Origin of the sequence: Citrobacter sp. wls708, assembly GCF_005281255.1 — a bacterium.
Lineage (GTDB): Bacteria > Pseudomonadota > Gammaproteobacteria > Enterobacterales > Enterobacteriaceae > Citrobacter > Citrobacter werkmanii.
On the sequence record NZ_SZXE01000008.1, the window covers coordinates 168,106 to 192,408 of the forward strand.

At 53.3% G+C, this 24,303-nt stretch carries 23 protein-coding genes; 6 read left to right on the plus strand and 17 right to left on the minus strand.

Annotation, left to right across the window (positions count from 1 at the left end; translation table 11 throughout):
* The first annotated feature begins 27 nt into the window (after positions 1–27).
* The gene (yhaJ, locus tag FDW97_RS03445; protein WP_016154624.1) at positions 28–924 is read left to right on the plus strand and encodes a DNA-binding transcriptional regulator YhaJ; all 897 of its coding nucleotides are present in this window, start codon (positions 28–30) and stop codon (positions 922–924) included.
* A gap of 109 nt (positions 925–1,033) precedes the next feature.
* Here the strand turns inward: yhaJ and FDW97_RS03450 are convergent, their stop codons facing one another.
* From FDW97_RS03450 to FDW97_RS03505, 11 genes are all read right to left on the minus strand, one after another.
* Positions 1,034–1,399, minus strand: coding sequence for a DUF805 domain-containing protein (locus FDW97_RS03450; protein WP_038642883.1), 366 nt, complete (start codon positions 1,397–1,399; stop codon positions 1,034–1,036).
* Between the two features lie 861 nt (positions 1,400–2,260).
* Positions 2,261–3,247, minus strand: a complete 987-nt coding sequence (locus FDW97_RS03460) for a glutathione S-transferase family protein (protein ID WP_038634087.1) — start codon at positions 3,245–3,247, stop codon at positions 2,261–2,263.
* Between the two features lie 71 nt (positions 3,248–3,318).
* On the minus strand, positions 3,319–3,711 hold the full coding sequence (locus FDW97_RS03465; RefSeq protein ID WP_032940735.1) for a DoxX family protein: 393 nt from the start codon (positions 3,709–3,711) through the stop codon (positions 3,319–3,321).
* Between the two features lie 171 nt (positions 3,712–3,882).
* The gene (locus FDW97_RS03470) at positions 3,883–4,182 is read right to left on the minus strand and encodes a YqjK-like family protein (protein WP_038634085.1); all 300 of its coding nucleotides are present in this window, start codon (positions 4,180–4,182) and stop codon (positions 3,883–3,885) included.
* A complete protein-coding gene (locus FDW97_RS03475; RefSeq protein WP_038634082.1) occupies positions 4,182–4,577 on the minus strand; it encodes a phage holin family protein in 396 nt (131 codons plus the stop codon). Before FDW97_RS03475 ends, FDW97_RS03470 begins: the two co-directional genes overlap by 1 nt.
* Before the next feature lie 2 nt (positions 4,578–4,579).
* Complete coding sequence (locus FDW97_RS03480; RefSeq protein ID WP_006687949.1) at positions 4,580–4,885, minus strand: YqjD family protein; 306 nt, start codon at positions 4,883–4,885, stop codon at positions 4,580–4,582.
* Positions 4,886–4,918: 33 nt separating this feature from the next.
* A complete protein-coding gene (locus FDW97_RS03485; RefSeq protein WP_038634079.1) occupies positions 4,919–5,287 on the minus strand; it encodes a DUF1090 domain-containing protein in 369 nt (122 codons plus the stop codon).
* Positions 5,288–5,435: 148 nt separating this feature from the next.
* Complete coding sequence (mzrA, locus tag FDW97_RS03490) at positions 5,436–5,819, minus strand: EnvZ/OmpR regulon moderator MzrA (RefSeq protein WP_038634076.1); 384 nt, start codon at positions 5,817–5,819, stop codon at positions 5,436–5,438.
* 3 nt (positions 5,820–5,822) lie between these two features.
* The gene (yqjA, locus tag FDW97_RS03495; protein ID WP_003024820.1) at positions 5,823–6,485 is read right to left on the minus strand and encodes a DedA family general envelope maintenance protein YqjA; all 663 of its coding nucleotides are present in this window, start codon (positions 6,483–6,485) and stop codon (positions 5,823–5,825) included.
* Positions 6,486–6,834: 349 nt separating this feature from the next.
* Positions 6,835–7,611: a transcriptional regulator ExuR gene (gene exuR / locus FDW97_RS03500; protein ID WP_038634073.1), complete on the minus strand. Its 777-nt coding sequence runs from the start codon at positions 7,609–7,611 to the stop codon at positions 6,835–6,837.
* Positions 7,612–7,745: 134 nt separating this feature from the next.
* On the minus strand, positions 7,746–9,047 hold the full coding sequence (locus FDW97_RS03505; protein WP_032940740.1) for an MFS transporter: 1,302 nt from the start codon (positions 9,045–9,047) through the stop codon (positions 7,746–7,748).
* Between the two features lie 473 nt (positions 9,048–9,520).
* On the opposite strand from FDW97_RS03505, the gene uxaC reads away from it, so the two are divergent.
* The 3 genes from uxaC to FDW97_RS03520 all read left to right on the plus strand — a co-directional run bounded on the left by uxaC (position 9,521) and on the right by FDW97_RS03520 (position 13,098).
* Complete coding sequence (gene uxaC / locus FDW97_RS03510; RefSeq protein WP_085048678.1) at positions 9,521–10,933, plus strand: glucuronate isomerase; 1,413 nt, start codon at positions 9,521–9,523, stop codon at positions 10,931–10,933.
* 14 nt (positions 10,934–10,947) lie between these two features.
* Positions 10,948–12,435 carry a UxaA family hydrolase gene (locus FDW97_RS03515; RefSeq protein ID WP_069324373.1) on the plus strand — a complete coding sequence of 496 codons (1,488 nt, stop codon included), beginning with the start codon at positions 10,948–10,950 and terminating at the stop codon, positions 12,433–12,435.
* A 108-nt stretch (positions 12,436–12,543) separates the two neighbouring features.
* Positions 12,544–13,098, plus strand: a complete 555-nt coding sequence (locus tag FDW97_RS03520) for a YgjV family protein (RefSeq protein ID WP_137347591.1) — start codon at positions 12,544–12,546, stop codon at positions 13,096–13,098.
* A gap of 16 nt (positions 13,099–13,114) precedes the next feature.
* Here the strand turns inward: FDW97_RS03520 and sstT are convergent, their stop codons facing one another.
* The 4 genes from sstT to FDW97_RS03540 form a co-directional block, all read right to left on the minus strand.
* Positions 13,115–14,359: a serine/threonine transporter SstT gene (gene sstT / locus FDW97_RS03525; protein WP_085048679.1), complete on the minus strand. Its 1,245-nt coding sequence runs from the start codon at positions 14,357–14,359 to the stop codon at positions 13,115–13,117.
* A gap of 243 nt (positions 14,360–14,602) precedes the next feature.
* On the minus strand, positions 14,603–15,571 hold the full coding sequence (locus tag FDW97_RS03530; RefSeq protein WP_038642882.1) for a TerC family protein: 969 nt from the start codon (positions 15,569–15,571) through the stop codon (positions 14,603–14,605).
* A gap of 268 nt (positions 15,572–15,839) precedes the next feature.
* The gene (locus FDW97_RS03535; protein WP_069324371.1) at positions 15,840–16,838 is read right to left on the minus strand and encodes a Gfo/Idh/MocA family protein; all 999 of its coding nucleotides are present in this window, start codon (positions 16,836–16,838) and stop codon (positions 15,840–15,842) included.
* Between the two features lie 72 nt (positions 16,839–16,910).
* Positions 16,911–17,411 carry a M48 family metallopeptidase gene (locus tag FDW97_RS03540; RefSeq protein WP_038634055.1) on the minus strand — a complete coding sequence of 167 codons (501 nt, stop codon included), beginning with the start codon at positions 17,409–17,411 and terminating at the stop codon, positions 16,911–16,913.
* Positions 17,412–17,495: 84 nt separating this feature from the next.
* Between FDW97_RS03540 and rlmG the strand changes: the two genes are divergently transcribed.
* Positions 17,496–18,632: a 23S rRNA (guanine(1835)-N(2))-methyltransferase RlmG gene (rlmG, locus tag FDW97_RS03545; RefSeq protein ID WP_038634052.1), complete on the plus strand. Its 1,137-nt coding sequence runs from the start codon at positions 17,496–17,498 to the stop codon at positions 18,630–18,632.
* A 56-nt stretch (positions 18,633–18,688) separates the two neighbouring features.
* On the opposite strand, the gene FDW97_RS03550 is transcribed toward rlmG, so the two are convergent.
* Both FDW97_RS03550 and ygjG read right to left on the minus strand, forming a co-directional pair.
* Positions 18,689–20,707 (minus strand): NADPH-dependent 2,4-dienoyl-CoA reductase, encoded by a 2,019-nt coding sequence (locus FDW97_RS03550; RefSeq protein WP_137350643.1) that lies wholly within the window; start codon positions 20,705–20,707, stop codon positions 18,689–18,691.
* Between the two features lie 215 nt (positions 20,708–20,922).
* Positions 20,923–22,302 (minus strand): putrescine aminotransferase, encoded by a 1,380-nt coding sequence (gene ygjG, locus FDW97_RS03555; RefSeq protein WP_167371260.1) that lies wholly within the window; start codon positions 22,300–22,302, stop codon positions 20,923–20,925.
* A 430-nt stretch (positions 22,303–22,732) separates the two neighbouring features.
* Here ygjG and FDW97_RS03560 point away from each other — a divergent pair, with 430 nt between their 5' ends.
* The gene (locus tag FDW97_RS03560; protein ID WP_137350644.1) at positions 22,733–24,253 is read left to right on the plus strand and encodes a PAS domain-containing methyl-accepting chemotaxis protein; all 1,521 of its coding nucleotides are present in this window, start codon (positions 22,733–22,735) and stop codon (positions 24,251–24,253) included.
* Positions 24,254–24,303: the final 50 nt, after the last annotated feature.

Genomic DNA, 24,303 nt, shown 5'->3' on the forward strand with positions numbered 1-24,303 from the left:
TGTTCAAATTTCCTGAATGAGAACGAGATGGCCAAAGAAAGGGCTTTAACGCTTGAAGCGTTACGCGTCATGGACGCAATAGACAGACGCGGTAGCTTTGCCGCCGCGGCAGATGAACTGGGGCGGGTTCCGTCAGCCCTCAGCTATACCATGCAGAAGCTGGAGGAAGAGCTGGACGTCGTGTTGTTTGATCGTTCAGGTCACCGCACAAAATTCACCAACGTCGGGCGTATGCTGCTGGAGCGTGGACGCGTCCTGCTGGAAGCTGCGGATAAGCTGACTACCGATGCCGAAGCGCTGGCGCGTGGGTGGGAAACGCATCTGACTATCGTGACCGAAGCGTTGGTGCCGACGGCGGCGTTTTTCCCGCTGATCGACAGGCTTGCCGGGAAGGCCAATACCCAGCTTTCCGTTATCACCGAAGTTCTGGCCGGGGCGTGGGAGCGTCTGGAGCAAGGGCGAGCGGATATTGTGATTGCGCCGGATATGCATTTTCGCTCATCTTCAGAAATCAACTCGCGCAAGCTGTACTCGCTGATGAATGTATATGTGGCGGCACCGGATCATCCTATCCATCAGGAGCCGGAACCGTTATCAGAAGTCACCCGCGTGAAATACCGTGGTATCGCGGTGGCGGATACCGCGCGTGAACGTCCGGTGTTGACCGTGCAACTGCTGGATAAACAACCTCGTCTGACGGTGAGTTCGATAGAAGATAAACGTCAGGCGCTGTTAGCCGGACTGGGCGTGGCGACGATGCCGTACCCGCTGGTGGAAGAGGATATTGCGGCTGGTCGGTTGCGGGTAGTAAGCCCAGAGTCGACAAGTGAAATTGATATCATTATGGCCTGGCGGCGAGACAGTATGGGCGAGGCGAAATCCTGGTGTCTGCGGGAAATCCCGAAACTGTTTGCGGGAAAATAGCCGGACTGTTACGCCGGATACGGTGCAATTGCACCTTATCCGGCCTGGAGGACGGAGTATGTTGCAGGCCTGATAAGCGCAGCGCCATCAGGCATCTACATATGCTACGTCAGGATAACTGTTTGGGATCGGGCCCGAAGCGGTTGCTCCCCTGAGTTCCGTTTTGGCAGTTGAAAATGATGATAATCAACCAGCCAACGATCGGGATCAGCAGCACCAGCAGCCACCAGGCTGAACGATCGGTGTCATGCAAACGCCGGAACTGTACCGCCCACCAGGGGATAAACACCAGAACCCCATAAATCGTCGTTAAGATGCCTTCCCCTCCGGCGCGTTCCCAGCCAAGCATTCTGTCCAGGATACCCAGCACGAACGTGAAGATGATGTTGACCAGCACAAACATCCAGTATTCTTTACGACGCGCGCGACCACCAAAACCAAAGTAATTCTTTAATACGTTTAAATACCAATCCATTTTTGCCTCGTTCTGCATTCAATTACTTGTTTTTAAAGCAATCAAATTAAGAATAGCTGTGAATGAAATGATGGTAAATGTTTGATGTGTTAATTATTTGGCCCGCTGATGGGTAATACTTATCAGTGAACGCCTTAGTTTCAGAAACTATCGCCAGTGTGGTAGACGTTATGAATATGCGCTCTCAGAGAAAGGGTTCCGTTCACCTTATGTTCATCGTTTCTCTGAGACATCGATTCCTGTGAACGTGTAAAGGGCGTTCTCCGCCACGCCCTTTACAATCCCGGCTCCCGGCACGGAAAATTGCCACTTCGTGGTTCCCTCCGCTTATTCCTTCAGGCTTTCGGGCCGGGCGCGATGAAGCGTCCTTGCAAAGCGCGCCCTGAACCCGCATCCCTGCGGGTTCTCCCGGCCTTACGGAAACACGTCGGCAATTTTCAGCCGGACCAGCCACACCTGACCATCTGTATTTTTATTTGAATATATCTGAACAGCAAAACAGATTTTACTGGAAGTCAGAGCGTTGAAGCGATGACCCATGTCCGGCTGAAAATCGATGAGGCGTTGACGGCTGACCGGGTCTGCCCGTAGGGATGCGGGCAGAGGGGATGGCCTGCAGGGATGCAGGCTCGGCCCCGACCCGACAGGCAGACGGCATAAGACGAATGAATCGCGCAGCGACGATTTTCCCGCCGGGAGCCTGGGTTGCAAGGGAGGCGGCGGTGAGCCTCCCTTGCACGTTCACGGGTAACGGCGTTTCAAAGAAATGACACCGCTGAGGTGAACGGAACCCTGAGCAAAAATCACATGTTCGCCATACATGCTTAACTAATCGGTATTCCCCAAAGGGGCCAGTGTAAATTACGCGAAACGCTCGTCACGCCCGTGGGGTTCGTTAAGGTCCTGCCACGGCCCAACAGAAATAATACCAGTCGGGTTAATGGTTTTATGGCTACGGAAGTAGTGATTACGGATGTGATCGAAATTGACGGTTTCCGCAATGCCCGGTATCTGGTAGATGTCGCGCAGGAAACCATACAGGTTCAGATAATCGCTAATCCGGTATTTGTCGCACTTGAAATGGGTCACATACACGGGATCAAAACGTACCAGCGTGGTCCACAGGCGAATATCTGCTTCTGTTAACTGGTTGCCGGTCAGATAGCGATGCTGCCCCAGAATTTGCTCCAGACGCGCCAGGGATTGGAAGACTTTTTCCACGGCGTCGTCGTACGCTTCCTGGCTGGTGGCAAATCCGGCTTTGTACACACCGTTATTGACGTTGTCATAAATCCAGCCATTCAGCTCGTCGATTTGACTTTGCAGGGCTGACGGGTAGTAATCCCCGGCTTTTGCGCCCAAAGCATCAAAAGCGGTGTTAAACATGCGGATGATCTCCGCAGATTCGTTGCTGACAATGGTGTGATTTTTTTTATCCCACAACACCGGGACGGTTACCCGACCGCTGTAATGCGGATCGGCGTGTAAATAGAGCTGGTAAAGAAACTCGTGTTGATACAGCGTATCGCCGGTTGCAGCCGGGAAGGTATCGTCAAAGGTCCAGCCGTTTTCCAGCATCAGCGGATGCACAACGGAAACGGAAATAAACGGTTCCAGCCCTTTGAGCTTACGCAAAATCAGCGTACGGTGCGCCCACGGACAGGCCAGAGAAACGTAGAGATGATAGCGGTCTTTTTCGGCAGCGAATCCCCCTTCGCCCGTTGGACCCGGTGCGCCATCCGCGGTGAGCCAGTTGCGGTAAGCCGATGCTGAACGTTGAAATTTTCCCCCGGTTGATTTGGTGTCATACCAGGTGTCATGCCATACGCCGTCAATCAGTTGTCCCATTTTATCGCCTCCTCAGATAGCAAAAGCGAGGAGATGTCTCCTCGCTTTTTCATGTGTTCAGTATAGTTCGCTTACCACTTTTTATTCAGTACACGGTCGATGCTGAATGCACCCGGACCGGTGATAGCCAGCAGCAGGAAACCGCCTGCGATGGTCAGGTTTTTCATGAACATCAGAGAGTTCACGCCTTCCGCAAAGTTGCTGTGGAAGATGAACGCTGTCAGCAGCGTGAAGCCTGCGGTGAACAGCGCGGTAGTACGGGTCAGGAAGCCGAACAGGATTGCCAGACCACCGCCAAACTCAAGCAGGATGACCAGCGGCAACATAAAACCAGGCACGCCCATGGCTTCCATATACTGTTGGGTACCCGCATATCCGGTGATTTTTCCCCAGCCTGCGGAAATAAACAGGATTGGCATCAGAATGCGCGCTACCAGTACACCAACATCTTCTAATTTCTTCATCATTCACTCCAGGAAACCACTCAGGCGGCTTATTGTGTTTTGTGTGCAACGACGCTGCAGAGCGCGTCGTTGCTGTCGATGGAGAGAATCATAAACGTGCTTAATGACAATTGTTAGCAAGGAAAACTGTCAAATTTTTTCAAAAATTTTGAGGTTAGGGGAGTGGAGGGATTAGCCGCGCAGTTGCTGTTGTCTGATGGTCGCTTTAACCAGGCGCCAGATGCTCCAGACGCTAAAACCGCGCTTAGCCCAGCGTACCAGCAGATTAGGGTTACGAATGGTACGAACTGCCATGATACTGCTACCCACTAACACCCAGCCACGTAGGTTCAACAGCGTTTTCCAGCCACGATCGTAGACTTCGGTGGCTTCCAGCCAGTCGCGGCGAGTAGCAGACAGATCCAGCCGTTGCTGCTGGATCTGTCCAAGCAGTTGCGCCTTACGTTGTTGACGTTCGACTTTACTGCTCATTATGCATCATCCTCCAGGGCCTGCCTGTCGTTTGCGAGTTCGTGGCGCGTATGGCGTAGCAGCGTTGTTTTGCGAGCTTTACGCAGAGTCCATATCCCGCCAATAAGCGCCATAACCAACAGCACAACGGTGGTGGCAATCATTGCGTTCAGGCGATATTGCGGATCAATGGCCCAGATGATAAGCACCATCAGGCTCATCAGCCCAAACGCCGCGAACAGCATGGTCAGCCCAAGCATCAGCAGGATCTGGATGAGATTTGATTTTTCCTCTTCCAGTTCCACGACGGCCAGCCGCAACCGCGTTTCTACGATCTCAACGAGAATCGTCAGGATCCGCTGTCCAATACCCAGTACGCTTTTGCCTGGACCTTGTGCGTGTTGAGAGTCAGCCATTGTTAACGGCGCGACAGCAGTACACCAAGCACCACACCGACTGCAGCGCCAATCCCGACGCCAGTCCATGGGTTTTCGCGTACATAGTTATCGGCTTTGGCCGCGGCTTCACGGGTCTGTTTGGCAATCACATCGCTGGTTTCACTCAGACGATGACGGCTCTCCCGCAGGGCGTGTTCGGCTTTGCTGCGAATTTTACTCATCTCTTCCTTCGACTTATCGCCAGAGGAGCTAAGTACTTCTTCAAGCGTATCCGCAAGAGATTTCAGCTCAGCGCGCAGGTTGTCCGTAGCATTATCTTTCGACATAGTTTTCTCCAGTTGAGTGGGTAGTTACCGTACTTAGTAATCGCGTGATTCGAGTTCTTTCAGCTCATTCTGAGCTTCGGCAAGCTTACGTTCGCGTTTGGCAATTTTATCCGCATCGCCTTTTTGCTTCGCCTCGGCTAAATCATCTTGACGCTCGGCTATCTCATCTTTCTGCTCTGCGATTTTTTTCTGATGGTCGGCGCGCAGTTTGCTGTCAGTACAATTGGCCCGAACCTCACTAAGTGCTTTGTTCAGACCATTGATGCGGTTCTGATTGTTGTGCTTTTCGGCATAGCTAATCTCCCGCTGAATATCCTGTTCTTTTTCCTGACAGAGGGTGGTGGCGTAACTGCCGGCACTGAGAGCGAAAAGGCTAATAGCCAAAGCGATGCGGTATTTCATTCTTGAACCTTCCATTGTGATTCGACGTTGTGGCTTGCGGTCGATGCTCCAGATTAATAAAACGTTGGGCCATAATCCCAGTTTATTAATCATAGGCGCTAAACGGTGAAATCACCAAAGTGAGTGATCTAATTCAGATTCCTGGAGATTAACCAAAACGGTGCGGGGTATCACGTAAGCGGGATAACCACTGCACCGCCTGATTATCATCATCCTGCTGAGCGATGACGAAGCCATGTGGCAACGTACGGTCCAGCACCACTTTGGCGGCTGCGCTCTGCGCGCTGGAATCAAAAGTGATCAGCAGCGCGTCATTTTGCGGGGTAATACTTTTAAAGCGGATGCCGTTGGCATCCAGGTGATGCCAGATAGAGAAGCCATCAGGCATGCTGGCTCCCTGGTTTATGGCGCGAATGGCAAGCGTTGACTCCTGCTGGCGAATAACCGACCAGGTCAGGAGCAGCGCGCCGATAAACAGCATAAAGGTAGTGGTCCAGGCAAGTCGTCGGAGCGTTATGCATGATTTCAGCATAATTTATCCTCGGTTCCCGTATTTCTTTTTCCACAGCACAACCAATGAACCCGCCAGACCAAACACCAGTAACACCACAGGAAGCAGCATCAGGCAAGACATGAGCTGATCTTCATACTTAAGAAATACCGGCGTTTTGCCCAGCAGATAGCCAAGCGTTGTGAGGATCAGGACCCAAAGCAATCCGCTCATCCAGTTAAAGAACTGAAAGCGCGCATTATTCAGGCCGGATAACCCTGCGATGGTCGGCAGTAATGTTCTGACAAACGCAATGAAGCGACCAACCAGCAGCGCAGACAAGCCATGCTTATGAAAAAGATGATGCGCGCGCTGATGGTAATGCGCAGGAAGGTGCGACAACCAGTTTTGCACGGTGCGGGTGTTTCCCAGCCATCGCCCCTGGATATAACTAAGCCAACAGCCGAGGCTGGCCGCGGTGGTGAGTAGCAGTACCGTTTGCGGAAAACCCATTGCGCCTTTGGCAATAAGCACGCCGACCAGTACCAGCAAACTGTCGCCGGGTAAAAACGCTGCTGGCAGCAGTCCATTTTCCAGAAACAAAATGGTAAATAGTACAAAATAGAGCATGCCAATCATGGAAGGATTGGCCAGAGTTTCAAAATCCTGAGCCCATAAAGCATTCAGTAATTGAGTCAGTAGTTCCATTCAATATTCCTGGAGAATCGGTTATCGTCATGCCGGTTTTTCTGGATTTTGTAACACCGCGATTTTATTGATGTTTTTTGCAAGGTGCGCGGTCTGATACAAATTCACGGCCTGAACTGTTCCCTGTGAAGTTGTGAAGTTAGCAAGCTCTTAAACACAAAAATTCAAATAGCATCTAATTGTAACAAAGGTCAACGTTGTCCGTTATAGAAATTACGGTTGCTGAACTCTGATTTTGCTTATCGCATTAGAGGGAGGCGAGAGGATTTACACAGGCTGACATTTTATACCTAATGCTTACCAAGCATCAGGTACAGGCGCTTCGTCACGCCTGTATCGATAAGATTGATTATTTTGCGCCGTTAGCGGCCGTATCGAGATGAACGACCGGATTTTCAGTAAAAAGGTAACGGTCCGCGTTGAACTCAAAATCATCGCTGGTTTCGTTAAACAGCATCTGCTTCGTGTTCTCCAGATGCTGCCACATCGCCAGTTTCGCGGCATGGGGATCTTTGCGAATCAGCGCCCGCAGGATCTGATCATGGTCGTCGCACCAGTTATCTACCGTACGCGAGTCGATGTGGTCGTGCAGTTTTTTCCAGTAAGGGTTGTGAATACGCTGAGTCCACATTTTTTCCACGATGGCGGCCAGGGCGGAGTTCTGCGTGGCCAGCGCGACCTGCACATGGAACTGGAGATCCCATTCGGAGTCACGAAAGCTTTTTTCATTACGCGACTTCTCCTGAATTTCCATCAGTTTCATGATGTCCTGTTTGGTCACCTGAGTGGCGGCAAACTCGGCAATGTTGCTTTCAATGAGCTGTCGAGCCTGAAGCAGCTCAAAAGGACCGTAACTGGCGAATTCCAGACCTTCGTCGGGAGCAACATAATGTTTGGGTTGGTTAGAGATGACGTGGATCCCCGATCCTTTACGCACTTCAACATAGCCCTCAACTTCCAGCATGATAATCGCTTCACGAACCACGGTACGGCTGACATTTTTTTCATCGGCGATAAAGCGCTCGGCGGGAAGTTTGTCACCCACCAGATAGACGCCCTGCTCAATGCGTTCTTTAAGATCAGCGGCAAGTTGTTGGTATAAACGGCGTGGTTCAGTGATTTCCATATGCGCTCCAGGCATGATACGGCAGACTATATTTGTTATACCACTTTTGCGATTACGCCTCCACTCGCGAGGACAAAAAAGCCGCCAGATAGCTGGCGGCTTAGCATTATATAACCTTGCTGTATCGCATCTGGTTAACTTTGCGTCGCGGGATCGCCCGTCTGTGGACCTGAATCTATCTCGCTGGCTGATTTGTTCTGTAGTACCGTCCAGATGACCAACGCGCCAAGCAGGTCGAATACCGCCAGCACGGCGAACAGCGGGCTAAAACCGATGGTGTCGGCCAGCGCGCCAACGACCAGAGCAAACAGCGTGCTTGCAAGCCAGGCGGACATACCGGTCAGACCGTTCGCGGTTGCCACTTCATTACGACCAAATACGTCAGAAGAGAGCGTAATCAGCGCACCGGACAGCGCCTGGTGAGCAAAGCCGCCGATGCACAGCAGGGCGATAGCGATGTACGGGCTGGTGAACAGACCAATCATGCCAGGGCCAATCATCAGCAGCGCGCCCATGGTGACCACCATTTTACGGGACACGATCAGGTTCACGCCGAACCAACGCTGGAACAGCGGTGGCAGGTAACCCCCAACGATACAGCCCAGGTCAGCAAACAGCATCGGCATCCAGGCAAACATGGCGATTTCTTTCAGGTTAAAGCCGTAGACTTTGAACATGAACAGCGGGATCCAGGCGTTGAATGTCCCCCACGCCGGTTCTGCCAGGAAACGCGGCAGTGCGATGCCCCAGAACTGGCGGTTACGCAGGATCTGGCCGAGCGACATTTTCTTCGAGGTTGTGTTTTTATGCTGTGATTCCTGGCCGTTCAGAATGTAATCACGTTCTTCATCAGACAGTTTTTTCTGGTCGCGTGGATGTTTGTAGAACACCAGCCAGGACATCGCCCAGATGAAGCTCAGGGCGCCGGAAATAATGAATGCCATCTGCCAACTGTGCATGACGATAGCCCAGACCACCAACGGCGGTGCAATCATCGCGCCGATAGAAGAACCAACGTTGAAATAACCCACGGCGATGGAACGTTCTTTTGCCGGAAACCATTCTGAACTGGCTTTCAGGCCAGCCGGGATCATTGCGGCTTCAGCTGCACCTACCGCGCCTCGCGCCAGCGCCAGTCCGCCCCAGCTGCCAGCCAGTGCGGTCGCGCCACAGAAGACGGCCCACAGAACGGCGAACATCGCGTAACCGATTTTGGTGCCGAGTACATCAAGCACGTAGCCTGCCACGGGTTGCATTACGGTGTAAGCAGCAGAATACGCTGCGATGATATAGGAATACTGTTGAGTGGAGATGTGTAACTCTTCCATCAGAGTCGGCGCAGCTGCCGCCACAGTGTTACGTGTGAGGTAACCCAACACGGTGCCAAGCGTCACCAGTGCGATCATGTACCAACGTAACCCTTTAATTTTACGCATGTAAAACCTCATCGTTTTGTTATGTCCGCCAACGAGCGGTCATCTTCCAGTTCAGGGCGGAGGATGTTCTTTTACGAGGGGGGAACCGAAAAAAAAGCCGGTACTCCCCGAACGTTGCCATGTCAATAGTTGTGCTAATTCGGTTTCCGTACCGGTCAATCCGATGTTGATACATCGGTAATTTGCATTCCGTCGGCTTATGTATCGCGACGGCCAAAAGATAACTTGTCATACAACTTTAAAAGGTGAGTGCCATCACAAAAGTGTGAATCTTCGTGTGGTCATTATTTCGATTCAGCAAAGCCAGTGCTGGCGCGGCCTGAGGCATGATTTACCTCTTTGAGAGTAATTTTTTTGTCATCATTTGTTGATCTAACTCACGAAAATATCTTCGGGGTGTGGAAATTGGTGTGATAACTTTGTCAACATCAAAACATAAGCAATCTGACGCACTCGTTGAGAGGAAGACGATAATGACTCCGTTTATGACTGAAGATTTCCTGCTGGATACCGAATTTGCCCGCCGTCTGTATCATGATTACGCCAAAGACCAGCCGATCTTCGATTACCACTGCCATTTACCACCGCAACAAATCGCTGAAAACTACCGTTTTAATAACCTGTATGACATCTGGCTGAAGGGTGACCACTATAAGTGGCGTGCGATGCGTACCAACGGCGTCGCTGAGCGCCTGTGTACCGGCGATGCCTCCGATCGTGAGAAGTTTGATGCCTGGGCCGCTACGGTTCCGCACACTATCGGTAACCCGCTGTACCACTGGACCCACCTCGAGTTACGTCGCCCGTTTGGTATTACAGGTAAGCTGCTGTCTCCGGCAACGGCTGACGAAATTTGGAACCAGTGCAACGAACTGCTGGCGCAGGATCAATTCTCCGCGCGTGGCATCATGCAGCAGATGAACGTGAAAATGGTCGGCACCACCGATGACCCGATCGATTCTCTGGAGCATCACGCCGCCGTTGCCAAAGACGGAAGTTTTGATGTGAAAGTGCTGCCGAGCTGGCGGCCGGATAAAGCCTTCAACATCGAACTGGCGACCTTTAACGATTACATGGCCAAGCTCGGTGAAGTCTCTGACACCGATATCCGTCGTTTCGCCGACCTGCAGACCGCGCTGACCAAACGTCTGGACCACTTCGCCGCTCACGGCTGTAAAGTGTCTGACCACGCGCTGGACGTTGTCCTTTTCGCGGAATCTAACGAAGCGGAGCTGGATAGCATCCTGGCTCGTCGTCTGGCCGGTGAAACCCTGAGCGAGCATGAAGTCGCCCAGTTCAAAACCGCTGTGCTGGTGTTCCTCGGTGCAGAATACGCACGTCGCGAATGGGTACAGCAGTACCACATCGGCGCGCTGCGTAATAACAACCTGCGTCAGTTCAAACTGCTGGGCGCGGACGTCGGCTTCGACTCCATCAATGACCGTCCGATGGCGGAAGAACTGTCCAAACTGCTGAGTAAGCAGAACGAACAGAACCTGCTGCCGAAAACCATTCTGTACTGCCTGAACCCGCGCGATAACGAAGTGCTGGGCACCATGATCGGTAACTTCCAGGGCGAAGGCATGCCGGGCAAAATGCAGTTCGGTTCCGGCTGGTGGTTCAACGATCAGAAAGACGGGATGGAACGTCAGATGACACAGCTGGCGCAACTGGGCCTGCTGAGCCGCTTCGTCGGCATGCTGACCGACAGCCGTAGCTTCCTGTCTTACACCCGTCACGAATACTTCCGTCGTATTCTGTGCCAGATGATCGGTCGTTGGGTTACTGCGGGCGAAGCCCCGGCCGACATCCAACTGCTGGGTGAAATGGTGAAAAACATTTGCTTCAACAATGCGCGCGATTATTTCGCCATTGAACTGAACTAAGGTCCGGGGTTGATATGCAATACATCAAGATCCATACGCTGGATAACGTTGCGGTAGCGCTCGCTGATTTGGCTGAAGGAACCGACGTGACCGTTGACGGGCAGGCGGTAACCCTGCGCCAGGCGGTCTCTCGTGGTCATAAATTCGCACTCTGCGAGATCGCACAGGGTGAGAACGTCATGAAATATGGCCTACCGATCGGCCATGCTTTGGTGGATATCGCGGCGGGCGAGCATATTCATGCTCATAACACGCGTACCAATCTGAGCGATCTGGATGAATATAGCTATCAACCCGACTTTCAGGAACCTGAAGCGCAACCAGCGGATCGTGATGTACAGATCTACCGTCGTGCCAACGGCGATGTTGGCGTGCGTAACGAATTGTGGATCCTGCCGACAGTAGGCTGCGTCAACGCCATGGCCCGTCAGATGCAGAATCGCTTCCTGAAAGAGACCAACGACGCCGAAGGTATCGACGGCGTGCATCTCTTCAGCCACACCTACGGCTGCTCACAACTGGGTGACGACCATATCAACACCCGCACCATGCTGCAAAACATGGTGCGCCACCCGAACGCGGGCGCAGTGCTGGTGGTCGGCCTCGGCTGTGAAAACAACCAGGTTGACGCTTTTCGCGAAACCTTAGGCGAGTATGATCCCGATCGCGTTCACTTTATGGTCTGTCAACACCAGGAAGACGAAGTGGAAGCGGGGATCGAACATCTTCACCAGTTGTACAACGTGATGCGTAACGATAAGCGTGAACCTGGTAAGCTGGGCGAGTTGAAGTTTGGTCTGGAATGCGGCGGCTCTGACGGTCTGTCCGGCATTACCGCCAACCCGATGTTGGGCCGTTTCTCCGACTACGTGATTGCCAACGGCGGCACCACCGTGCTGACCGAAGTACCGGAAATGTTCGGCGCCGAGCAGTTGTTGATGGACCACTGCCGTGACGAAGAAACGTTCGGCAAGCTGGTCACTATGGTGAATGACTTCAAACAGTACTTCATTGCTCACGACCAGCCGATCTACGAGAACCCATCGCCGGGTAACAAAGCGGGCGGTATCACCACCCTGGAAGATAAATCGCTGGGCTGTACCCAAAAAGCGGGTTCCAGCCAGGTGGTGGACGTACTGCGCTACGGCGAACGTCTGAAAACGCACGGCCTGAACCTGCTGAGCGCACCGGGTAACGACGCAGTCGCCACCAGTGCACTGGCGGGCGCGGGCTGTCATATGGTGTTGTTCAGTACCGGTCGCGGTACGCCGTACGGTGGATTTGTGCCGACGGTGAAAATTGCTACCAACAGCGAGCTGGCAGCGAAGAAAAAGCACTGGATCGATTTTGACGCCGGACAACTGATCCACGGCAAAGCGATGCCGCAGTTACTGGAAGAATTTGTCGATACCATCGTCGATATCGCCAACGGTAAGCAAACCTGCAACGAGCGAAACGATTTTAGAGAACTGGCTATCTTTAAAAGCGGCGTAACCCTTTGATTGTAAAGATGTGGGCCTGATAAGCGCAGCGCCATCAGGCTCAAACCGTGGCCGGATGGCGGCGAACATGCCTTATCCGGCCTACGAAATGGAGTTGGGGTTGCTTGCATGACCGCGTATTGGCTGGCTCAGGGCGTAGGTGTCATCGCCTTTCTAATCGGCATTACCACCTTTTTCAATCGCGATGAGCGCCGGTTCCGGCTGCAACTCGCTGTCTATAGTGCCACCATTGGTGTGCATTTTTTCCTGATGGGCGCCTGGCCTGCAGGAATGAGTGCCGAGCTTAATACTATCCGCACACTCGTCTCGATGCATACCCGCAAACTGTGGGTAATGACCGTTTTTATTATCCTCACCCTGGTTCTCGGGCTTGCGAAATTACAGCATGCGATGGAGCTGTTGCCGATAATCGGCACGCTGGCCAGCACCTGGGCGTTGTTTCGCTGCCAGGGGTTAACCGTGCGTTGCGTTATGTGGTGCGCAACCGCCTGTTGGGTTATCCATAATTTCTGGCTGGGATCGATTGGCGGGACGATGATCGAAGGGAGTTTTCTGGTGATGAATGGCCTGAACATTATTCGCTTCCGGCGGATGCAAAAACGCGGAATTGATCCGTTCAAAATTGAAAAAAGCGTACAAGATAAGAACCCCTCCGCCCGATGACGGAGGGGAGCAGAGATTAGCCGCGCAGGGCGTTGTTTGCCAGACGTTCGTCTTCTGCCTGGCAGGCAGCAGCGGTAAACAGGACGTCTGTAGAAGAGTTCAAGGCCGTTTCACAGGAGTCCTGCAGCACCCCGATGATAAAGCCAACGGCAACCACCTGCATGGCGATGTCATTCGGAATCCCGAACATGTTGCACGCCAGCGGGATTAACAGCAGCGAACCACCCGCCACGCCCGATGCGCCACAGGCACACAGCGAAGCCACCACGCTGAGTAACAGCGCTGTCGGTAAATCGACCGGAATACCCAGCGTATTCACCGCCGCCAGCGTCAGCACGGTAATGGTGATCGCCGCACCCGCCATATTAATGGTGGCCCCCAGCGGAATAGACACTGAGTAGGTATCACGATCCAGATTCAACTTCTCACACAGCGCCATATTCACCGGAATGTTTGCCGCGGAGCTGCGGGTAAAGAAGGCATATACGCCGCTTTCACGCAGACAGGCCAGCACCAGCGGATACGGGTTACGGCGAATTTTCCAGAATACCAGCAGCGGGTTAACCACCAGCGCTACCAGCAGCATACAGCCAACCAGCACGGCTAGCAGTTGAGCGTAGCCCCAAAGGGTGGCAAAACCGGTCGTGGCCAGCGTAGAGGAGACCAGACCGAAAATACCGATCGGCGCGAAACGAATCACCAGCTTCACCATAAAGGTGACGGCGTTGGACATATCATTGACCAGATTCTTGGTCGTTTCATTCCCATGACGCAGCGCAAAACCCAGGCCGACGGCCCATACCAGAATGCCGATATAGTTGGCGTTAAGCAGAGCATCAATCGGGTTAGAAACCATGCTCATCAGCAGGCTACGCATGACTTCGACAATCCCGGATGGCGGCACGATGTCGCTGGCGCTGCTGGAAAGATGCAGTGTGGACGGGAAGGCGAAGCTGAAGACAACCGCCGCTAATGCTGCGGAAAATGTTCCCAGCAGGTAAAGGAACAGGATTGGACGGATATTGGTTTTTTGTCCGTGCTGGTGGTTAGCGATGGACGCCATAACCAGCATCAGGACCAGAATAGGTGCCACGGCTTTTAATGCGCCAACGAACAGCGTACCCAACAGCCCGACGGCTTCTGCAGCAGGTTTTGACACCAGCGCCAGCAATATCCCCAGTACTAAACCGATCAAAATTTGTTTAACCAGGCTCCCTTGCGCCAAACGCGAGAGCAGCCCCGATGAACGTTGCGTAGTCATGTAGTAATCCTTTCATTGTGTTGTTGCTCATCCAGTGTGCATTCTGATGACGCATCTTTCTGGATGTAACAAAGTGTTTGCCTGGTTGAGTATAAGGAAAGATGAAGTCCCGGAAAGCGAAATCTCCTGATTTTTGCGTTCAGATCATGTTTTATAACTTTAAATTAACATTATTTTGACATGATAAACAAAAAGCCCGACGCACGCAGTGTGTTGTCGGGCTTTTCAGCTAGCGAATGAAAGTTACTGTATTTGCTGCTTTTTATCGTGCTGGTGATTAACCCACGCATTCACGACCAGCGTAACGAACAGAATACCGAACACCACGCCTAACGAGATAGCGATCGGGATATGGTAGAAATCGACGATCAGCATCTTAATACCGATAAACACCAGAATGACCGACAAGCCGTATTTCAGCATGGAGAAACGCTCCGCCACGCCAGCCAGCAGGAAGTACATCGCACGCAGACCCAAAATAGCAAACAGGTTCGAGGTCAACACGATGAACGGGTCGGTTGTGACGGCGAAGATTGCCGGAATACTGTCGACGGCAAAAATGACATCACTCAGCTCAACCAGAATCAACACCAGCATCAGCGGCGTGACGAACAGCAGTCCGTTTTTACGCACGAAGAATTTTTCGTCTTCGATGGTATCGGTCATGCGTAAATGACTACGCAGCCAGCGGACTAACGGTCTGTCGCCGATACCGGAAGCGTCTTCTTTCGCCAGCGCCATCTTCACGCCGGTAAACAGCAGGAACGCGCCAAACACGTACAGCAGCCATTCGAACTGGGCGATAAGCCAACTACCTGCGAAGATCATAATCGTACGCAGTACAATCGCGCCCAGTACGCCATACACCAGTACCCGACGCTGCAACGCAGGCGGTACCGAGAAGTAGCTGAACAGCATCAACCAGACAAAGACGTTATCTACCGCCAGTGATTTCTCGATCAGATAGCCAGTAAGGAACGCCAGCGCCTGTGGGTCGGCAACGGCGCGGCCCTGCGTTTGGGCCAGATACCACCAGAATGCGGCGTTAAACAGTAACGACAGCGTGACCCAGACGATGGACCAGGCTGCCGCCTGCTTCATCGACATGGTATGTGCGCCACGACGACCCTGTAGCAGCAGGTCGATGGCCAACATAATCACCACCACAACAGCGAAGCCGCCCCACAACAACGGTGTGCCGACAGTATTCATAATTCCCCCATGCATAAAAAAACGGCCAACGCCGAATGACGTTAGCCGCTGCTTTTTATGCATAGACCTTGCCATTCGGCAAGGTCTCACTTACAACAACAAAGGAATACGCTAGCGTATTCCTTTGTTGTTGCCCGGTGACCGGATGTGGTTTTGCACACATCGTAATGACGATCAACCGACAACGAAGTTACTCCCCTTTGCGGGTTACAAAATATTACAGGCCATGGATGCAGTCAATGGCCTGCAACATTCGTTTTACATACCTTTACGCAGTCAGCGACGTCACCGTTTCGTCTGCGGGGAAAATCACGCCGGTCTGACGGCGAATTTCCGTTTGCAGTTTGGCGGTGATCCGGCTGACGCTTAGTGCCGGATGATCCACTTCGCCAGATTCAACCAGATGAGCAAATGTCTCTGCCTCATACAGCATCGTATTGATATGCTGAGGCACCGTCAGATCCTGCGTTTTGCCACCACGCGCCACGAAGCATACTTTCTGACATTCAGAGATATGCTCAATGACCAGCGAACCCGACTCGCCCTGAATTTCACTGGCTAATACCGAGTCGCTGACTTTGGAGTGCTGGAGTGTGACGCTGAAGTCACCGTAATTCAGTACGACCACGCCGTGGGCATCCACACCACTTTCCAGCAGGCTGGCGCTGGCCTGCACGCTCTGTGGTTCGCCCCAAAGCGCAACCGCTGAGGCCAGGCAGTAAAAGCCGATATCCATAATTGAACCGTTAGAGAACGCCGGATTAAACGTATTTGGATTTTCACCGTCCAGATAACGCTGGTAACGCGAGGAGTACTGGCAGTAATTGATAAACGCTTTCCTGATTCTGCCCACTTTGGGTAAAGCTTGCTGCAACAGCAGGAAGTTAGGCAGGCTGGCGGTCTTAAATGCTTCAAACAGCACCACCTGATTTTCGCGCGCGCAGGCGATAGCGGCTTCAGCTTGCGCCAGATTTGAGGCCAGCGGCTTTTCGCAAATGACATGCTTTTTGTGCTGCAAAAATAGCTCTGTCTGCGGGAAGTGCAGGGAGTTTGGGCTGGCGATGTAGACGGCGTCAATCGCATCACTGCTGGCCATCGCCTCCAGCGAGGTAAACAGGTGCTCGACGGGGTAATCGTTGGCGAAGGTCTGTGCCTGCTCAAGACTGCGGGAATAAACCGCGGTTAACTTATACTTGCCGGTTTCATGGGCGGCATCGACAAACTGGCGAGTGATCCAGTTTGTGCCAATTACTGCGAAACGTATCATAAAGGCCTTCAGGCTGCTAAAAGGGATCCTTTCGTCAATTTAGCATGCCCTGAAGACAAAGCCAGTGCGCGACTACGCACTTTGCTTTAACGATTGTTGCGTTAACCACAGGCGGGTATCGAACTCCAGTTGATGGTACTGAGGTTCCATATGACAGCAAAGTTGGTAAAACGCTTTGTTATGCTCTTTTTCTTTCAGATGCGCCAGTTCATGGACCACGATCATTCGCAGGAAGGGTTCCGGGGCATTGCGAAAAACGGTCGCCACGCGGATCTCCGCTTTGGCTTTTAGCTTGCCTCCCTGCACGCGAGAAACGGCGGTATGCAGTCCCAGCGCATTCTTCAGAACATGGATCTTGCTGTCGTACATCACCTTATTCAGCGGCGGGGCGTTACGCAGGAACTGATTTTTCAGATCTTGCGTATATTGCCAGAGCGCTTTGTCGGTCGCGAAGTCATGCGTGCCGGGATAGCGCTTATCTAATACCGATCCCAGACGTTGCTCGGCAATTAATGTGCGTACCTGATCAAGTAGGTTCTCCGGGTAGCCCTGCAGATAGGTCAACTGACTCATTATTGCCCCATATAAAGTATAAAAAGTGTATACTCACGCACCCTTTTCAGGGATACGCCGAAATTTTACCATTCAGGAGGGCCGATGAGCCACATAGACAACGGTTTCCGTTCGCTGTCACTTAAACGTTTCCCGGAAACGGATGACGTTAACCCGCTGCTGGCGTGGGAAGCGGCGGATGAATATCTGCTGCAACAGCTGGACGATACCGAGATTAGCGGCCCGGTGCTGATCCTGAATGATACCTTCGGCGCGCTGGGCTGTGCGCTGGCGGAACATACACCGTACAGCATTGGCGACTCCTATTTAAGCGAGTTGGCCACGCGCGAGAATCTGCGTCACAACGACATCGCCGAATCGAGCGTCAAGTTCCTCGACAGCACCGCTGACTATCCGCAGGCGCCGGGCGTGGTGCTGATTAAAATTCCTAAAACCATGGCGCTGCTGGAGCAACAGCTGCGCGCGCTGCGTGAAGTGGTGACGCCGCAAACGCGGATTATTGCCGGAGCGAAAGCACGCGACATTCATACCTCGACGCTGGAGCTGTTTGAAAAGGTGTTGGGTCCAACCACCACGACGCTGGCGTGGAAAAAAGCCCGTCTGATCAACTGTACGTTCAGCAAACCTGAACTGGCCGCTGCTTCGCAAACGCTAAGCTGGAAGCTGGAAGGTACCGACTGGACTATCCATAACCACGCCAACGTTTTCTCTCGTACCGGACTGGATATCGGCGCGCGCTTCTTTATTGAGCACCTGCCTGCAAATCTTGAAGGGGAGATTGTCGATCTCGGCTGTGGGAATGGCGTGATTGGCCTGACATTGCTGGCGAAAAACCCACAAGCCAGCGTGGTGTTTGTGGATGAATCGCCGATGGCGGTAGCGTCAAGTCGTCTGAACGTCGAAAGCAATATGCCTGAGGCGCTGGATCGCTGTGAGTTTATGATTAACAACGCGCTGTCCGGGGTTGAGCCGTTCCGCTTTAACGCCGTGCTGTGCAACCCGCCGTTCCACCAGAAGCATGCGTTGACCGATAATATCGCGTGGGAAATGTTCCACCACGCCCGCCGCTGCCTGAAAATCAACGGCGAGCTGTATATCGTGGCGAACCGTCACCTCGACTACTTCCACAAGCTGAAGAAGATTTTCGGCAACTGCGAGACCATCGCCACCAATAATAAGTTTGTGATTCTCAAATCGGTGAAATTAGGTCGTCGTCGGTAATCGCGTATGCCGGATGGAGGCGTGAGCGCCTTATCCGGCACACGAAAGACATGACGTTAAATTTCCAGTGCCAGCCTCGTGCCTTGAGCGATAGCGCGGCGGGCATCCAGTTCCAGCGCCACATCGCAGCCGCCGATCAGATGCACCGTTTTACCTGCCGCGTGGAGAGGATCGACCAGCTCACGGCGTGGCTCTTGTCCGGCGCAAATCACCACGTTATCCACGTTAAAGATTACCGGTTCGCCGTTCAATACGACGTGTAATCCATCATCATCAATTTTCTGGTAACTGACCGCCGGGATCATTTTCACGCCGCGTGAGAGCAGGGTGGCACGATGGATCCAGCCCGTGGTTTTACCTAAACCTTGCCCTGGTTTGCTGGCCTTGCGCTGCAACATCACTATCTGACGCGGACTGCGGGATAAGTGCGGACCTTCCGGGCGTAATCCGCCAGGCTGTTGCAGGCTGGTGTCGATCCCCCATTCCACACAGAACTCCGCGATGTTCTGGCTGGTGGGAGCGCCAGGCTGGCTCAGATACATGGCGGTATCAAAACCGATCCCGCCGCAACCAATGATGGCGACGCGTTTACCCACCGGCGCTTTATCGCGCAGGACGTCGAGATAGCTCAACACTTTCGGGTGATCGATCCCCTCGATCGGCGGCATTCGTGGTTCGATCCCACTGGCGAGGATCGCCTCGTCAAAAGTTTCCAGGTCGCGCGCGGTGACAACGTGGTTCAGCCTTAGCGTCACGCCCGTCACGTCGATCATCCGGCGGTAGTAGCGCAGGGTTTCATAGAATTCTTCTTTGCCGGGGATCTGTTTGGCGATATTAAACTGTCCGCCAATCTCGCTATGGGCGTCAAACAGCGTTACGTGATGTCCGCGCGCGGCGGCATTAATGGCAAAGGCGAGGCCAGCAGGACCCGCGCCGACAACCGCCAGATTTTTCGGCACAGTGGCTGTAACGATCGGCATTTTGGTTTCATGGCAGGCGCGTGGATTCACCAGACAAGAGGTGACTTTGCCGACGAAGATCTGATCCAGGCAGGCCTGGTTGCAACCGATACAGGTATTGATCTCATCCGACCGTCCGCTTTGCGCTTTTGACAGCAGTTCGGCGTCGGCGAGGAACGGACGGGCCATCGACACCATATCGGCATCGCCGCGGGCCAGAATGTCATCGGCGACTTTAGGATCGTTAATGCGGTTGGTGGTGACCAGGGGGATCGTCACATGACCTTTCAGCTTGCGCGTCACCCAGCTAAATGCGCCACGCGGCACCGGGGTGGCGATGGTGGGAATACGCGCCTCGTGCCAGCCAATACCGGTGTTGATAATAGTTGCGCCTGCGGCTTCTACAGCCTGCGCCAACTGGACTGTTTCCTCGAAGGTGCCGCCGTTTTCTACCAGATCGAGCATCGACAGGCGGAAGATAATAATAAAGTCATTGCCGGCACGCTGACGTACTGCCCGCACCACCTCGACGGCAAAACGCATGCGGTTGGCATACTCACCGCCCCATTCGTCGTCGCGCTGATTGGTGCGCAAGGTCAGGAATTCGTTGATGAGATACCCTTCCGAGCCCATCACTTCCACGCCATCGTAGCCCGCTTCTCGCGCCAGCTGCGCGCAGTGGGCAAAATCCTCAATCAGCTGCAGAACTTCATCGTGCGTCAGTTCATGCGGCGTAAAGCGGTTGATAGGGGCCTGAATGGCGGAAGGCGCCACCAGATGCGGCTGATAGCTGTAACGCCCGGTATGCAGGATTTGCAGTGCGATTTTGCCGCCTTCGTCATGCACGGCATCGGTAATCACGCGATGATGCGCGAGCTGGCTGGTATCGTTGAGCACCGCGCCGCCTTCCATACCCACGCCGGATAACGCTGGCGCAATGCCTCCGGTCACAATCAGAGCCACGCCGTGACGCGCGCGTTCGGCATAGAACGCGGCCAGCCGTTGGGCGCCATCGGGATACTCTTCCAGCCCGGTGTGCATTGAACCCATCAACACGCGGTTTTTAAGCGTGGTGAAGCCTAAATCGAGCGGGGCGAACAGCGACGAATAGCTCATAAAGGTGTCCAGTATGTAAAATTATTGTTATGTGGTCGGATGAGTTAATAATTTAGCCGTCGCAGCGTAAAAGGGAAAAGAGGAATGCCGTGATTGTGATGGGATTCAAAAAAGGAATGGGGCCAGAGAACGATTCTGCCGGATGGCGGCTACGCCTGAGCCTACAAAGGACACACTTTCGTAGGCCGGACACGCGCAGCGCCATCCGACAGGTATTACATCTGCTCCACGCTCACCCGTAATGCTGCCAGAGCTTTGCGTGTTGATCGCAACACCAGATCGCATTGCTCGATCGTTAACGTTAGCGGCGGTTCGATGCGGATCGTCTTGGCATTGTTCAGGGTCCCGGCGACCAACACCCGCTGGCGGAACATCTCACTGGCAAAGTTATAGCCGATTTCATTATCGACAAACTCAATCGCCATCAACATGCCTTTGCCGCGTACATCGTGCACCAGATCCGGGTATTCCCGCGCCAGCTGGCGGAAACCATCCAGCAACATATCGCCTTTCTGCTCTGCCTGAGCCGGTAAATTTTGCTCCAGCAGGACGTTAATGGTGGCCAGCGCCGCCGCACACGCGAGCGGGTTGCCGCCAAACGTAGTGGTATGCAGGAAAGGATTATCGAACAGGACGGAGAACACCTCTTCGGTGGCAATGGTTGCGCCAATCGGCATCACGCCGCCGCCCAACGCTTTGGCCAGACACATAATGTCGGGCTGCACGTTTTCGTGCTCGCAGGCGAACATTTTGCCGGTACGCCCCATGCCGGTCTGCACTTCGTCAAGGATCATCAGCGCGCCAAACTCATCGCAAAGTTTACGCACGGCGGTCAAATACCCTTGCGGCGGCAGGATCACGCCCCCTTCACCCTGGATAGGTTCGAGGATCACGGCGGCGACGTCGTCACCGGTCTTTTTACATTCGCTGAGCATGGTACGCATCGCGTTAATATCGCCAAACGGCACATGACGGAAGCCCGGCAGCAGCGGCATAAAGGGTTTACGGAAGGTGGATTTCGCCGTGGCGGACAGCGCGCCCAGGGATTTACCATGGAATGCGCCGCTGGTGGCGATAAATGTAAATTTACCGCGTGGCGATTGATACGCTTTCGCCAGCTTCAGGGCGGCTTCAACCGACTCGGTCCCGCTGTTACAGAAAAAACTGTATTTCAGCTTACCGGGCGCCAGTGCGGCGAGGGTTTTTGCCAGCATGGCCCGCAACGGGTCAAGTAACTCCTGGCTGTGCAGAGGTTGTTTCGCGAGTTGATTCTGTACGGCGGAAACCACGACTGGATTACGGTGCCCCACGTTGAAAATGCCAAAACCACCCAGGCAATCAACAAACTCCTGTCCCTGGGTGTCGACAAGCGTATTCAGGCTTCCCGCTTGCCACTCTACGGCTCCGTAATCCCCGCCTGCAGTTACAGATTTTCGATACTCTAAGAACCCCGGATTGACATGCTCCTTAAAGTACTCAATCACCTCTCGGTTTAATGATTTCATTTCCTCATGATCAAGCGTGCGCTTTTCGATGAGATTCAGTGCGTGTGCGCTGCAGGCCAGGGCCGATGCGCTGGAAGGTAACCTGTTCAAAATATGCTCCCGGAGCTGGCGTATCACATGATACTGATTTAAGTATTGCAGGGATTGCGCCATTCCGGCGCGCTTAGCAAAAATCGGGATAAACACCAGGAAACATCTTATTTGCGCAACATTTAATGCCAGTATTTAACATTTGCTGGCATTTTGCCCAGATTTGGCACCTGAAAACAGATCGAATAAACGCGTATTTGCGCTAAAAATGGGCAATGTTTGCACTGTCACGGTGCGGGGGAAGACGTGCAATTGAATAGTTACTTAATGAAAGTATTTTAAATCAATGAATTAGAATGCGTACAGATTTTGAGGTTTAATCGCAAATTGCGATCTAAATCAAATTTAACAACTAAAGATAAAAAGATTATCGCCGAAATAACATAAGCCGAAAGAGTTAACAACCAGATAACCTGCACAGGACGCAACCATGTCTTCTCATCCCTACGTTAGTCAGCAAAATACACCGCTGGATGATGATATCACCCTCATGTCCACCACCGACTTACAAAGCTATATCACTCATGCGAACGATACCTTTGTCCAGGTCAGCGGCTATCAACTGAATGAATTGCTCGATAAGCCGCACAACCTGGTTCGTCATCCGGACATGCCAAAAGCGGCGTTTGCGGATATGTGGTACACCCTTAAGCAGGGTGAGCCATGGAGCGGCATTGTGAAAAATCGGCGTAAGAATGGCGATCACTACTGGGTGAGGGCCAACGCGGTGCCGATGGTGCGGGAAGGGCGAGTGACCGGGTACATGTCGATTCGTACCCGGGCAACTGACGAAGAGATTGCGACGGTAGAGCCTTTATATAAAGCGCTGAATGAAGGACGTTGCAACCGACGTATTCATAAAGGGTTGGTGGTACGCAAAGGCTGGCTGGGTAAACTCCCGGCACTGCCTATTCGCTGGCGGGTACGCAGCGTGATGGCATTGATGTTTGCCGTACTGGCGACCGCATTGCAGCAAATGGGCGCCGAATGGCCGTTACTGTTGATGAGTGCGTTGGTAATGCTGCTGGGGACGGCTATTTTCGAATGGCAAATTGTGCGTCCCATCGAGAATGTTGCTCGTCAGGCGTTGAAAGTGGCGACCGGTGAGCGCAACTGCGTGTCGCATCTTAACCGCAGTGATGAACTGGGTTTGATGCTGCGAGCGGTGGGGCAACTGGGGTTAATGTGCCGTTGGCTCATCCATGATGTCTCCAGCCAGGTGAGTTGTGTGCGCAGCGACAGCGAAACGCTGGCAAAAGGCAGTGATGATTTGAACAAGCATACGCAGCAGACCGTGGAGAATGTGCAGGAAACGGTGACCACCATGAATCAGATGGCGGCGTCGGTGAAACAAAACTCTGAGACCGCCGCCGCAGCCGATAAACTCTCGATTGCTGCCAGCAGCGCGGCAACACACGGCGGCGAGGCGATGGATATCGTCATCAAAACCATGGATGATATTGCCAACAGCACTCAGCGGATCGGCACCATTACCACGCTGATTAACGATATTGCTTTCCAGACCAATATTCTGGCCTTGAACGCCGCCGTTGAAGCCGCGAGAGCGGGCGAGCAGGGCAAAGGTTTCGCCGTAGTGGCGGGAGAAGTGCGTCATCTTGCCAGTCGTAGCGCCAGCGCGGCCAATGATATCCGCAAGCTGATTGATGCCAGCGCCGATAAGGTACAGTCCGGCTCCGATCAGGTGCACGCCGCGGGGCGTACGATGGACGATATTGTGGCGCAGGTGCAAAACGTCACTCAACTGATCGCGCAAATCAGCCACTCAACGCTGGAACAGTCCGATGGTCTTTCCAGCCTGACTCGTGCGGTGAATGAACTGAGTAGCATTACGCAGAAAAACGCTGAACTGGTTGAAGAGAGCGCCCAGATTTCCGCGATGGTGAAACATCGCGCGGGTCGTCTGGAAGATGCGGTCACGGTGCTGCATTAATCTTAACCACAGCAGGCGCAACGCCGGACACGGGTTCCGCCTGCTGCGCA